At 52.3% G+C, this 13,209-nt stretch carries 11 protein-coding genes; 9 read left to right on the top strand and 2 right to left on the bottom strand.

Going from position 1 to position 13,209, the window contains the following annotated elements; translation table 11 throughout:
* Positions 1-8: 8 nt before the first annotated feature.
* The gene (locus RT52_RS12235) at positions 9-1,367 is read right to left on the bottom strand and encodes an MATE family efflux transporter (RefSeq protein ID WP_034817744.1); all 1,359 of its coding nucleotides are present in this window, start codon (positions 1,365-1,367) and stop codon (positions 9-11) included.
* A gap of 156 nt (positions 1,368-1,523) precedes the next feature.
* The gene (locus tag RT52_RS12230; protein ID WP_034817742.1) at positions 1,524-3,308 is read right to left on the bottom strand and encodes a glycoside hydrolase family 13 protein; all 1,785 of its coding nucleotides are present in this window, start codon (positions 3,306-3,308) and stop codon (positions 1,524-1,526) included.
* 374 nt (positions 3,309-3,682) lie between these two features.
* On the opposite strand from RT52_RS12230, the gene RT52_RS12225 reads away from it, so the two are divergent.
* From RT52_RS12225 to RT52_RS12185, 9 genes are all read left to right on the top strand, one after another.
* Positions 3,683-4,951: an extracellular solute-binding protein gene (locus tag RT52_RS12225; protein ID WP_081852711.1), complete on the top strand. Its 1,269-nt coding sequence runs from the start codon at positions 3,683-3,685 to the stop codon at positions 4,949-4,951.
* 105 nt (positions 4,952-5,056) lie between these two features.
* A complete protein-coding gene (locus tag RT52_RS12220; protein WP_051690361.1) occupies positions 5,057-6,409 on the top strand; it encodes a carbohydrate ABC transporter permease in 1,353 nt (450 codons plus the stop codon).
* 1 nt (position 6,410) lies between these two features.
* The gene (locus RT52_RS12215; protein ID WP_024371837.1) at positions 6,411-7,244 is read left to right on the top strand and encodes a sugar ABC transporter permease; all 834 of its coding nucleotides are present in this window, start codon (positions 6,411-6,413) and stop codon (positions 7,242-7,244) included.
* Between the two features lie 23 nt (positions 7,245-7,267).
* The gene (locus tag RT52_RS12210) at positions 7,268-8,779 is read left to right on the top strand and encodes an alpha-amylase family glycosyl hydrolase (RefSeq protein ID WP_034817738.1); all 1,512 of its coding nucleotides are present in this window, start codon (positions 7,268-7,270) and stop codon (positions 8,777-8,779) included.
* 41 nt (positions 8,780-8,820) lie between these two features.
* On the top strand, positions 8,821-9,864 hold the full coding sequence (locus RT52_RS12205; RefSeq protein WP_034817735.1) for a LacI family DNA-binding transcriptional regulator: 1,044 nt from the start codon (positions 8,821-8,823) through the stop codon (positions 9,862-9,864).
* Between the two features lie 450 nt (positions 9,865-10,314).
* Entirely contained in the window at positions 10,315-10,554 is a 240-nt protein-coding gene (locus tag RT52_RS12200; RefSeq protein ID WP_034817732.1) for a transposase, read from the top strand.
* A gap of 308 nt (positions 10,555-10,862) precedes the next feature.
* Positions 10,863-11,828 carry a YsnF/AvaK domain-containing protein gene (locus tag RT52_RS12195; protein ID WP_034817731.1) on the top strand — a complete coding sequence of 322 codons (966 nt, stop codon included), beginning with the start codon at positions 10,863-10,865 and terminating at the stop codon, positions 11,826-11,828.
* Between the two features lie 81 nt (positions 11,829-11,909).
* Positions 11,910-12,719, top strand: a complete 810-nt coding sequence (locus tag RT52_RS16050; RefSeq protein WP_024371841.1) for a YsnF/AvaK domain-containing protein — start codon at positions 11,910-11,912, stop codon at positions 12,717-12,719.
* Positions 12,719-13,126, top strand: a complete 408-nt coding sequence (locus tag RT52_RS12185) for a general stress protein (protein ID WP_034817729.1) — start codon at positions 12,719-12,721, stop codon at positions 13,124-13,126. Before RT52_RS16050 ends, RT52_RS12185 begins: the two co-directional genes overlap by 1 nt.
* Positions 13,127-13,209 lie beyond the last annotated feature (83 nt).

The raw sequence follows: 13,209 nt of genomic DNA, 5'->3' as shown, positions 1-13,209 counted from the left end.
CCTTTTCGTTATGCCGTTGGTTTTGCTTCGAACTGGAACCCTTTTTGTTGCCACGTGCCATACTTCCAACGCCGGAAGGCGAAGAAGCCGCGGAACCACTCGTCGAGTGAGAAGGCGAGCCAAATCCCGAGAATCCCGAGACCCATCTGGAGCCCGAACAAGTAACTGAAGACGACGGCGACACCCCACATCGAGGCGATCCCAATCATGACCGGGAAGCGGACGTCCCCGACCGCTTTCAGCGAGCCCATCAGAACGATGTTCATCGCCCGCCCTGGCTCAAGGATGAGCGTCGCCCAAAGGATTGGAATCCCGACTGCGATGATGTCTGGGTTCGACGTGAACAAGCCGAGCAACGATTTTCCGAAGACCGCGAGGCCGAGCGAGGCGACGAGCGACGAGAACATGGCGATTTTCAGTGTCCGTACGGCTCGTGTATAAGCCTCCTTGAACCGTTTACCGCCGATGTCACGTGCAATCAATAGCTGTGTCCCTTGGGCGATCGCGACAGTGAGGAGAAAGGCGAGCATCGACAAGTTCATGACGTACACACGCGCCGCGAGCGACGCCTCACCCATCGTCGCGATGAAACCAGTGATGATGATTTGTGAGAACTGATACGATAAGTTCTCGCCGGCAGATGGCACCCCGATTTGAAGGAGTGCCTTGATGTCGTCACCTTGCGGGCGAATCAACTCTTTAATCGGGAAGCGAAGCATGAGCCGTTTTTTGACGATCCAAAACAAGAGTAACATCGCGGCAAAACGAGCGATCACGATGGACCAGGCGACGCCGGCCACACCGGTCACCGGAAGGCCGAACCAACCTGTGACGGCGAGCATGGCGCCGATTGCCGTGATGACGTCAATCAAGAGCGTCGCGAGCATGGCGTGCTTCGTCATCCCGTGGCTGCGGAGCACCGCGCTCAGTGCCATGATGAGCGCCTCGGTGAAGAGCGAGAGCCCTACAATCTTTAAGAATAAAATCCCGTGCGCGAATAGTTCGTCGGACAAGCCGAACAGACGAAGGAACGTCTCGCCGAACAAGAACACGAAAACGACCATGAAGACACCGAGCCACATGTTCAAGCTGACGGCGGACCGGGCGAAGTCCCGGCTCTTCTTCATCCGGTTGGCGCCGATTGCTTGGCCAATCAAAATCGTGGCACCGACCGACGTGACGCTGAAGACGATTAAGAAGACGTTCAAAATTTGGTTGGCGACCCCGACGGCAGAAGCGGCGGCATCGGAATAGTGGGCGAGCATGAGTGTCGCGATAATCCCGGTCCCCATATGGAGCGCGAGCTCGATAAAGATGGGCCATGAGATTTTGAACAGGCTGAGCTGTTCGGTGTTTTTATTCGGCATGTGTATTCTCCCTTGTTTCTACAATTCTCTCTATGAAATATTTACGTTTTAAAAATCACAAGGGTCATGTTACTCCTTTTGAAATGAAAAGGAAAGAGATATCGTCAATTATTTTCAACAAAAAAAACACCCGCCGAAGCAGGTGTCAAACCGAATTTATTTCATTTTCAAAATCGCCGTCCCGTATGGTGCCAATTCGAGCTCAAGTGAGTCAACATCGCGGTCGTTGAGCAAGTCGTAAGCGCTTCCGGTATGCCAGAGCGGGTTGAGCTTCGACGTCGTGTCTGAGTTATTGAAGTATATCAAGTACGTCTCATCTTTCGTACACCGCTCGATGATGAGGGCGTTCTCTTCGTCATCGACGAGATTGAACCGATACGAGCCTGCGTTCGCGAGCACCGGATGCTCTTTACGAAGTTGAATCAATTTCTTCGTGAAACGGAACAACTCACGGTCTTCTTGTTCTTCGTCCCATGGCATGCAGCGGCGGCAGCCCGGGTCTTGTTCACCTTCGAGTCCTATCTCATCTCCATAGTAAATACATGGACTGCCCGTATACGTGAGCATCGATGTCATGAGGAGTTTGAACTTGCCTTTATGGCCTTTCGCCCGGGTGAGGGCACGCGGCGTGTCGTGAGAGTCGATCAAGTTGAACGTCACTTCGTTCACGTTCATCGTGTTCATCATCTCGACGCGCGTCAACTCGTCGCGGAACTGTGATGCCGTCGTCCGGTCGAGCGCGAAATAGTTCAAGCTCGCGTTCGTGAACGGGTAGTTCATGACCGCATCGAACTGATCGCCTTGAAGCCACGGTTGGGCGTCATGCCAAATCTCACCGAGGATGTAGGCGTCCGGGTTCGCTTGTTTCACGGTGCGACGGAAGTCTCGCCAGAACGCGTGGTCGACTTCGTTGGCGACGTCTAGACGCCAGCCGTCAATGCCGAACTCCTCGACCCAATAACGGGCGACTTCTAATAAGTAAGCTTTGAGCGCAGGATGCTCGGTGTTGATTTTTGGCATATTCTTCTCGAACGCGAACGTGTCGTAGTTCGGCTTCGGCGTCGTCTCGATCGGGAAGTCGCGCAAGTAGAACCAATCCCGATACTCCGAGTGGGAACCGTTCTCGACGACGTCTTGGAACCACGGATGATGGTAACCGACATGGTTGAACACAGCGTCAAGCATGACTTTGATGCCATTCGCATGAAGCAAATCGACGAGTTCTTTAAATTTCTCTTTCGTCCCGAACTGAGGATCGATTTCCATATAATCGAGCGTATCGTACTTATGGTTCGTCGTCGCTTTAAAGATCGGGCAGAAATAAATACCGGTAATGCCAAGGTCGACGAGATGGTCGATATGGTCGATGACCCCTTGGAAATCCCCACCGAAGAAGTTTGTGATTGTCGGCTCGGTGCTGTTCCATGGAAGCGTCTCTTCTGGATTGAGCGACGGGTCACCATTTCCGAAGCGGTCCGGGAAGATTTGATACCATACCGTGTCTTTCACCCAAGACGGGGCGTGGAAGATGTCGATCGGATTGATGAACGGGACACAGAAGTAGTAACCGGTATCGTCGAGCGGTTTGTCTTCGAACCAGCCTTTCTCTGTGAATACGGCCGTCTCATTACCGTCATGAAGACGGAAACCGTAGCGGAGACGACGGAAAGGAGGTTTGACGGCGATGAACCAATAGTCGTATTGGTCATCGTGGCCGATTTTTTCCATCGGTGTCTCGAACGTCCGCCAGAAGCTCGGCTTGTCCGGGTCGAAGTTCCACATGGCCGGATCTTCCGAGTGCCAGTCGTAAGGATCGTTCCAAATTAAGTCAACCGATTGGATATCATTTCTTTTTGTATGAAAACGAATGTGAATCGTCTCCCGGTCATACTTGTAAACGAAAGGGGACATGGCACGATGGTAAATAGCTTCTTTGATCAAATGAAATCGTTCCTTTCTCTATTAGGGTTGTTACCATTTTACACTGTCGATTCGGAAAAGAAACAACAGTTGCGAAAACGTTTGCTCAAGCACAGGTTAATAAAGCGTTTACATTTTGTCAATCGTACATTGCGATAATTATTGAAGAAACGACGACAAAAAATTAAAAAAGAGATAAATGGGTTAACGGCAAGAAAAAATCCTAAAAAAAAGACTTGTAAAACGCTTACACAACTGTATAATAAAAATTGAGGTGAGGATGCAAACGTTTTCACTGAACGGTTGATTTCGTAGCGGAGTATCATTTTATAATCAATCGGACAGTACGTTTGCGCAAATCTGACCATACTATTTCCTTGGGGAGGTTTTTCATCATGAAGATGAAAAAGATGGTAGCAGGACTTTCAACGGCAGTACTCGCATTCGGTGCACTCGCTGCATGTGGTGGCGGTACGGACAACGGTTCTTCTAACGAAAACGGCGGTTCTTCTAGCGAGAACAAGCCAGAAAAAATCGTAATTTGGGAAGATATTGAAAAGTCGGAAACGACGAAAGAAGTTGCCAAGGCGTTTGAAGAAGAGCATGGCGTCGTAGTTGAAGTCGTCGAAGTACAGATGACGGACCAAAAAGACAAGTTGGCCCTCGATGGCCCAGCTGGTAAAGGTCCAGACATCGTTCTCGTACCACACGACCAAATCGGAACGATCGCTGACCAAGGTCACTTGGCACCGCTCGCTGACGAAGGCGCACTCGATTCGTTCACAGACGCTTCGAAATCAGCTGTCATGTTCGACGGTCAAGCGTACGGTTACCCGAAATCAGTTGAAACACCAGTTCTCATGTTCAACAAGGACTTAGTATCTGAAGCACCTGCGACAATGGATGAGTTGTACGAGTTGTCGAACGATGTGAAAGGTGACGGCGAATACGGTTTCCTCGGTCTTTGGGATAACTTCTACTTCGCACACGGCGTCATCGCTGGCTTCGGCGGTTACGTATTCAAGGAAGATGGCGGCGCGCTCGACCCGGCTGACATCGGCTTGAACAACGAAGGCGCGGTTGAAGGATTCGAGTACATCGGCAAATGGTACCAAGAAGGTCTCTTCCCTAAAGGGTTGATCGGCGAGTCTGGTGGCCAAGCGATGGACCAACTCTTCACTGAGAAGAAAGCACACACAGTCATGAACGGACCATGGGCCGTAGCTGGTTACCAAGATGCCGGCGTCAACCTCGGAGCGTCTGCAATGCCGACACTTCCAAACGGTGAGCCAATCAAGACGTTCATGGGCGTGAAGACGTATGCGCTCTCTGCTTACACAGAGAACCAAGAGTGGGCTGAAATGTTCCTCGCAGAACTCACGAACGAAGAGAACGCATTGAAGATGTTTGAAGCTTACAACGAGATCCCACCAGTAGCTGCTCTTGAGACGAACGAGACAATCACGTCGAACGAAGTAGCGAAAGCGGTATTCGATCAAGCGACAAACGCGATCCCAATGCCTAACATTCCTGAAATGGGACAAGTTTGGGAGCCAATGGCACAAGCACTTCAGCTCGTTGCAACTGGCAAGCAAGATGCACAAAAATCAGCTGACGATGCTGTGAAAGTCATCGAGCAACAAATCCAAGCGAACAACCAATAAGGAACTGAAATGACGGGGTACGCCAACTGGCGTTCCCCCTCATTTTCTAGAATTGAGCAAACGCTTGCTCGATTGATTTGCTCAAATTGAAAGGAGAAATTGAGGATGGCTTCAATTCCGAAACCGAACACGCCGGATCAACGTCCGGACAAACCGACCAACCATGCCCGGAACGCCGCATTACTCTCGATCATTCCGGGAGCCGGACAGTTTTATAACAATCAACGTGCGAAAGCGATCGCTTTCTTTATCGTCATTATGTCTTATTTCGCAGTAAACTACGATCTCTTTTTCAAAGGCGCGGGCGCAGGACCTGGCGACCGTGGTGGCCTTTGGGGATTGATCACGCTTGGCGAAGTAGCAGGACCTCGTAACGACCACTCCATCTTCTTGATGGTAGAAGGTATTGTCGCATTAATCTTACTGTTCTTCGGGATTGCGTTTTACATCTGGAACATTCGTGACGCATACCGGGTCGGTCGCATTCGTGATCAGCACCTAAACGTGCCATCGTTCCAAGTGCAGCTTCGCAACTTGCGTGACCACGGATTCCCATACTTGATGTTGATCCCGTCACTCATCTTGCTCGTCTTCACTGTCGTTTTACCGCTCATCTTCACGTTCTTGATCGCTTTCACGAACTACCGCTACAATAACGCACCACCGGCGAAACTCGTCGAGTGGATCGGATTCAGCAACTTCACGAGCATCTTCCAAATCGACATCTGGCGTGATACGTTCGTCAGCGTCCTCGGTTGGACGCTCGTCTGGACGGTCGCTTCAACGGTCGGTGTCATCGCGATCGGGATCTTCCTTGCGGTTCTGTTGAACCAAGAAGGACTCCGTTTCCGTCGCTTGTTCCGTTCGATTTTGATCTTGTCATGGGCCGTACCGGCGTTCATCACGATCTTGATTTTCCGTTCGATGTTCAACGAATCGTTCGGTGTGTTCAACACGACGATCCTCCCGGCGTTCGGGCTTGACCCGATCAGTTGGATGACGGACCCGACGGCGACGCGAAGCGCGCTCATCTTGATTCAGTGGTGGCTAGGCTTCCCGTTCATCATGACGCTCATGACGGGTGTGTTGCAGTCGATCCCGGGTGACTTGTATGAAGCCGCGACGATTGACGGCGCAACAATCTTTGATAAGTTCCGCTTGATCACGTTGCCGATGCTCTTGTTCGCAACAGCACCGATCTTGATCACGCAGTTCACGTTCAACTTCAACAACTTCAACTTGATTTATCTCTTCAACGGTGGGGGACCAGCTGTGCCAGGACAGACGGCCGGCGGTACCGACATCTTGATCTCATGGATTTACAAATTGTCTCTCGGTGCCAACCCGCAATACGGACTTGCGGCTGCGATCACGCTCATCTTGTCATTCTTCATCATGACACTTGCCGTCATCCAGTTCCGTCGGACAAAATCTTTCAAAGACGAGGATATGATTTGATATGAAAAAACAAAAACGAATCAATCTGGCGCTCTCTTATGTCATCTTGACGTTGGCGTCGATCATCATCCTTTATCCGATGCTTTGGGTAGTGGGGACGTCGTTCAACCCGGGACGTACGATCACGTCGAAAATCATTCCGGACAATCCGACGCTCATTCACTATAAAAACTTGTTTGATCTAACGATTTCAGATTATAGTTTATGGTATGTGAATACATTGAAGATTGCCTTCATCACGATGGCACTCGCGGTCATTCTCGTTACGATCACCGGTTATGTATTCTCGCGTTATCGTTTCGTCGGACGGAAGAACTCGCTCATCTTGTTCCTCGTCTTGCAAATGGTGCCGCAATTCGTTGCCATCATCGCGATTTACGTGCTCCTGAACATGCTCGGTCTTCTTGACACGCATACGGCGCTCATCCTGCTGTACGCCGGCGGGGCGATTCCGATGAACACGTATCTCGCCAAAGGTTACTTCGATACGATTCCGAAAGAGCTCGATGAAGCCGCTCGGATGGATGGTGCCGGTCACCTTCGTATCTTCTGGCAAATTATTTTGCCGCTCGCGAAGCCGATTGTCGCAACGATTGCCCTGTTCAACTTCATGGGCCCGTTCAACGACTTTATCTTGGCATCGCTCGTCCTTCGTTCACCGGAGAAACAGACACTTGCGGTTGGTCTCTATAACATGATTTCTCGACAGTTCGACAACAACTTCACGTTGTTCGCGGCAGGCGCCGTCCTTTCGGCCCTCCCAATCGTGCTCTTGTTCTTCATGTTCCAACGCTACTTCGTCTCGGGTCTCACTGCGGGTGGTACGAAAGGATAATACTCACTTAAGGGGGAAGCGATATGAGGCGAGGCGTCGTGCTCGTTCTCCTGTCGCTTCTTTTGTTTCCTACAATTGTCGGAGCGAAAGAAGCAGCAACATGGGAACAAGAACGCATGTACTTTATTATGGTCGACCGGTTCGTTGACGGAAATCCCGATAACAACGACCAAGTCGACAAAAATGACCCGAAAGCCTTCCATGGCGGAGATATTCGAGGCGTCATTGAAAAGCTCGATTACATCGAGTCGCTCGGTTTCACGTCCATCTGGTTGACGCCGGTGTTTGAGAATATGCCGGACGGCTACCACGGCTATTGGATTAAAGATTTTTATGAGATCGACCCGCAGTTCGGGACGAAAGAAGATTTACAGGAACTCGTCGACGAGGCGCATAAGCGAGACATGAAAGTCATCCTCGATTTCGTCGTCAACCACGTCGGCCCGGGTCATCCTTGGGTCGAAGAGAAGCCAGACTGGTTCCATGACGAGTTACCGATCGTTTTATGGAACGATCAAGAACAAGTCGAGACACATTGGCTCTTTGACTTGCCGGACTTTAAAACCGAAGACCCGGAAGTGAAAGACTACTTGATCGAGGCGGCGACGTACTGGATTGAAGAGACCGGCATCGACGGCTATCGTCTCGATACGGTCCGCCACGTCGACAAGCCGTTTTGGGAAGATTTCGTCGAAGCGGTGCGTGCGGTCGACCCAGACTTTTATCTGTTAGCCGAGGTGTTCGACCCGAACCCGCAATATGTCGCTGAATATGATGACCTAGGCTTCAACAGCATCACGAACTTTACGTTTTATGACCGCGTCGCCAAGACGATGGCGCAAAAGCAGGCGAACGTCGACGAGATCGATGTCGCCGCAAGCTACGCCCAGACGTTCTTCAACGACCCGAACCAAATGGCGACGTTCCTCGACAATCACGATGTCGAACGGTTCATGCACGTCGCGGAACGGGGCGGTGCCGAATCGGCGGAACGAAGATTGCGTCTCGGATTGTTCGCACTCTATGCGTCGCCGGGTATGCCGATTGTCTTCCAAGGGACAGAGAACGCACAAACGGGCGGGGCTGACCCAGCCAACCGGGAGATGACCGAATTCCCGGGAAATGAAGACCTTCACGGTTACGTCGCGACGATGAACCGGATGCGGGCCGAATATCCGGTGTTCGCGACCGGTGAACAACGCCTCATCGCCTCTAAAGACGGCATGGCCGTGTTTGAACGCCGTGACGGTGACGACGTCGCCTTATATGCAATCAATATGAACGAAGAGGACAGAGAGATTCAATTCGAGGTAAGCGAAGTCGGTGAAGATACACGTCTTCGCGGTCTCCTGTTCTCGCAACTCGTCACCGACAGCCGTGGCACGTTTACCATCAAACTGTCAGGTGAGAGCGCGAACGCCTATATCGTCGAAGAGTCAGAAGTGAACATGTGGACGATCGGCCTGCTCGTGATCGCCATCCCAATCTTTTTGACGGGGCTCGTGATGTGGAAGCGCCGGAGAAGCGTTAACTGACAACAGGGAATCAAGAACTAACGGAAGCAAGGGGGAGCACCATGCAAATCACGATTAAAGATGTCGCGAAACATGCCAACGTCGCACCATCGACGGTGTCACGTGTTATCGCGAACAGTCCACGAATCAGTCAAAAAACGAAAGAGCGCGTGCGCAGTTCGATGGAGGAACTCGGGTACCATCCGAACATTCATGCACGTAGCCTCGCGAACCGCTCGACACAGTCGATCGGTCTCGTCATGCCGAGTGCGGCCACAAAGACACTGCAAAACCCGTTCTTCCCGGAAGTGCTTCGGGGAATCAGCACGAAAGCGCATCAGAACGGATACTCGCTCTATATGACGACGGGCGTCACAGAGGAAGAGGTATTGTCGGGCGTCATCGAGATGGTGCAAGGCCGCCGTGTCGATGGTGTCATCGTCCTTTATTCGCGAGAAGATGACAAAGTCGTCCAGTATTTACGTCAAACGAAATTCCCATTCGTCGTGGTCGGGAAGCCGTTCGGGGATGCTTCATCGATCACATACGTCGACACGGACAACTATTTGGCCGGCCGGGAAGTGACGAAGCATCTGTACAACCTCGGTCATTGCTGCATCGCCTTCATCGGTGGGTCGGATAAACTCGCCGTCACGCAAGATCGGCGTAACGGGTATGCCACGGCGCTCATGGAAGCGGGCATCCCGGTGCGCGAGGATTACATCGCGCGGGCCGAGTTCATGACGAAAGGCGGGGCAAAAGCCGTTCGGGAGCTGCTTCAACTCGAAGAGCCGCCGACAGCCGTCGTCGTCAGTGACGACATGATGGCGCTCGGTGTCATCAGCACGCTCAGTGAGATGGGGCTGAAAATTCCAGAGGACGTCGCGGTCGTCAGCTTCAACAACGTCTACATCGCCGAGCACTCCAATCCACCGCTGACCTCGGTCGAAATCAACATCTTCGGCCTCGGGTTCGAGGCGACGAACTGCCTAATCGAGCAAATCGGCGACAGTGCGCCGCCGTACGGGAAACGCGTCATCGTGCCGCACTATCTCGTTGTACGTCAATCGTGTGGGCAAAAGAAAGCCGGGCAACCGGTCGAGTAAACATGAACCTTTCGTCTTCGGGCGAAGGCACTGAAAAACTTTTAATGATTTTGAACAGAGGAGCGTCGTCCCGGTATGGATGACGCTCCTCTGTTTTCCGCTGTTTTCATCGCCCTTCAGCCGCCCTGTCCGGCACGCCGCTTTCCTGGGGGCGGGCGTCGAGCCGCAACGCGACGTCGTCGCTGCTGGGTCTCGCCTTGCCCGCTAATTTCCCCGGGAGTCGGCGTGCCCTCGGGCGGCGCTGTAGGCGCCTTGCATTCCGGACTATACTGACCGTAACACCAAATTGGAGGCCATCCCGATGATGCCCGACCTGCCGAACATGCCGCCGAGCCCGTATGTGGCGCTCTATGACCTGTTGACCCGGCCGATGACGAGCTGCAGCTCATCCACGACCTTGTCCCGTTCGATCACATCGTGGGCGACGAGGCCAAGTCGAAGCCTTACAGCGTGTCATTGAAGTCGAGGGAGCACAGCGACCAACTCGATTATGAGCAGACGGATGATTTCAAGGACCATCACCGGAAACGCTTCGCCATCGAGGCGAAAAATAGTCAATTGAAGAACCCGCAAGGTCTGGCGCGCAACAAGACGTCAGACCTGAAAGGCATGACGTTACAGGGCGTGATGGCAATCATTGCGGTCAACCTGAAGCGAATCATCGCCCTTCGAAAAGAAAATACAGGATGAGGGCAAGGAAAAAAGAGGGATTGTCCCGACGTGAGTCGGTTCAATCCCCCTTTTTTCTTTTCACGCTCGGATAGAGCGGAGGTTTTTCAGTGCCCTCCTCTTCGGGCGGGAGGTTTTTTTCGTGCATATAATGGAAGGTCGTTCAATCGGACAATAGTCACAACGTTACAAACTGATTACAATCATGAAAGAAATGCATGAAACGGAGTTGCAAGGGAACATATACACTACCGGCAGGATGGCAATTCATAGCGAATCGGCCTAGCCTATAACCAAAAAAATAAAGATTTTGAAAGGGAGATACAATCATGGATAACAAACGTTACGTAGGAACTTACTATCAGGAGTCAGAACTCGTGTCAAAAATTGATGAGCTCCGTGCTCAAGGTCATCGTGAAGAAGACTTGTACGTCGTTGTGAAAGATAAATCGAACCTTTCAATGGTTCGTGGCGAAACCGATGCAGAAGTGAAAGAAACGAAGGCATCATGGCTCGACCGCTTCTTCGGCGTGTCAGATGGCGCAGACGAAGTCCGTCATACGTTCGACAAACTCGGCTTCTCAGAAGAAGAGACGGCACGCCACCATTCAGATATCGAGAACGGCGGCTTCGTCCTCTTGCTTGATACGGACGATGGTGTCCTCGATAACGGACGGAACGATACGTTCGAAGGACGTACGTCAGCAGGCTACGGTTCAGAAGGGAACGAGGCTGGAAACATGACGGCTCGTGACCCGATTGGTACAGGTGTCGGAGCAGCCGGAACAGGTCTTGACGCGACGGGATCGCATCATGACTCGACGCGTCACCACGACATGGACGAGGATATCCGTAACCGCACCGACTTGACGGACGAGCAGAAGTTGCAGTTGCATGAAGAACGTCTACAAGTGAACAAAGAGCGCGTCCAAACGGGCGAGGTTCGCGTCGAGAAAGACGTCGTCGAGCATGAAGAACGCATCGATGTCGAAGTCGAGCGTGACGAAGTGTATGTCGAGCGACGTCCAGTCGACGGTGACCGCGCCGCGACAGACCACTCGTTCGATGCGACGAACGATCGTGACGAGATTCGCGTTCCGGTGACGGAAGAGCGGGTCGATGTGACGAAGAAAGATGTCGTCGCTGAAGAGATTGTCGTCGGCAAGAAAAAAGTGAAGGATACTGAAACAGTACGCGAGACAGTCCGGAAGGAAGAAGCCCATATCGAGGGTGAAGATGACCTCCGCAAGCGTGACGGTGACCATACACGCCGTGACGACCGCGACCGCCTCTAATTTGACCAAGTACCTGAAGAAGGATGGTTCTCTCTAAAGGGACCATCCTTTTTTTACGACATACTTTAGGAGGAATGAGACATGAGACAAGCCATCATTTCTGAACTGTTCGACGATGCCACGGCGTTGCTCGCGCGGACGGTCGACTTGAAACGAGAAGGTTACGACGAAGGAGACATGTTCGTGCTCGTCAAACGTAAAGAGACGGGAGAGGCCGTGAAACGTCAATCGAATCTATACGTTCTCGTCGCCGACGACCCGCAGGCGATCGCTTCGCTCGTCACATCGAGCGAGCGTCCGGTCGAGCGATGGCTCGGCAGTATGCGCTTGACGCCTGAAAGACAGGAGACGTTCGCCCAGGCGATCGAGCAAGGAAAGTTGTTCCTCTACGTCGACGCGGAACAAGGCGAACGGCTCGAAGCAGAGACAGCGACCCGTCGAAAACAAGCGACAGACACCGAAGAACAAACGCTCGCCCTGCATGAGGAACGGCTCGACGTGAAGAAGCGAGCGGTCCAAACCGGTGAGCTCGTCGTGAACAAACGTGTCACCGAGACCGATCAAGAGATTGAAATCCCGATTCGGAGGGAACAGTTACACGTAGAGCGCAAAGACGGTTCGCTAGAAGAGATTGAAGACTATGATTTCGACCGACCGGGCATCCGGACGATCGACGAAGGCGATCACCTTCGGATTCAAGTTATCGAAGAGCGAGCGTTCATCGTCAAGCGACCTGTCGTCGTCGAGGAGATCATCGTGCATAAGCACGTGCGAGAAGACGTCGAAACGGTCACGGAGACGTTGCGCAAAGAAGAGATCGAGGTCCGGGAGGAAGGCGATGCCCGCATCGACATCGATTCATCACTTACAGAGCGAAAGGATGAGACATAATGAGCAGAAGACGATTTGTTGACACGTACCAAGACGAGGCGGCCCTCGTCTCGAAGATTGATCAGTTGAACCATGATGGCTATGACGAGAAGGACTTGTTCGTCGTCGTGCGAGACGAGGATAACGTATCGCTCGTCAAACGAAACACCGATGCGAAAGTGGAAGAGGCTTCAGCTTCATGGCTGCAAAAGTTTGCCGGCGTCGCTGAAGGCGAGCAAGAAGTGAAACGAGCGCTCCTCGACCTCGGACTCGCGGACGATGACGTGAACAAGGCGTACGGAGACATCATGAGCGGTGGTTATGCGCTCATTCTCGATGAACCGGATACCGGCTTCAACGACGGGGACAACCCGGCGTTTGAAGGGCATGAAGGCAATGCGACGTTCGGCCGCGATCGCGACGTTTGATTTGGAACGGCTTCGGGGGAATTCGAAGCCGTTTTTGTCTGCCGTAAACTGTGAGGAAAAAAAGAAAGAAAAAGTTCTATGCA

This window comes from Exiguobacterium alkaliphilum 12/1, assembly GCF_000714435.1.
Lineage (GTDB): Bacteria > Bacillota > Bacilli > Exiguobacteriales > Exiguobacteriaceae > Exiguobacterium > Exiguobacterium alkaliphilum.
Note: the sequence above shows the minus strand (reverse complement) of the source record. Positions and strands in the feature narration are given on the sequence as shown.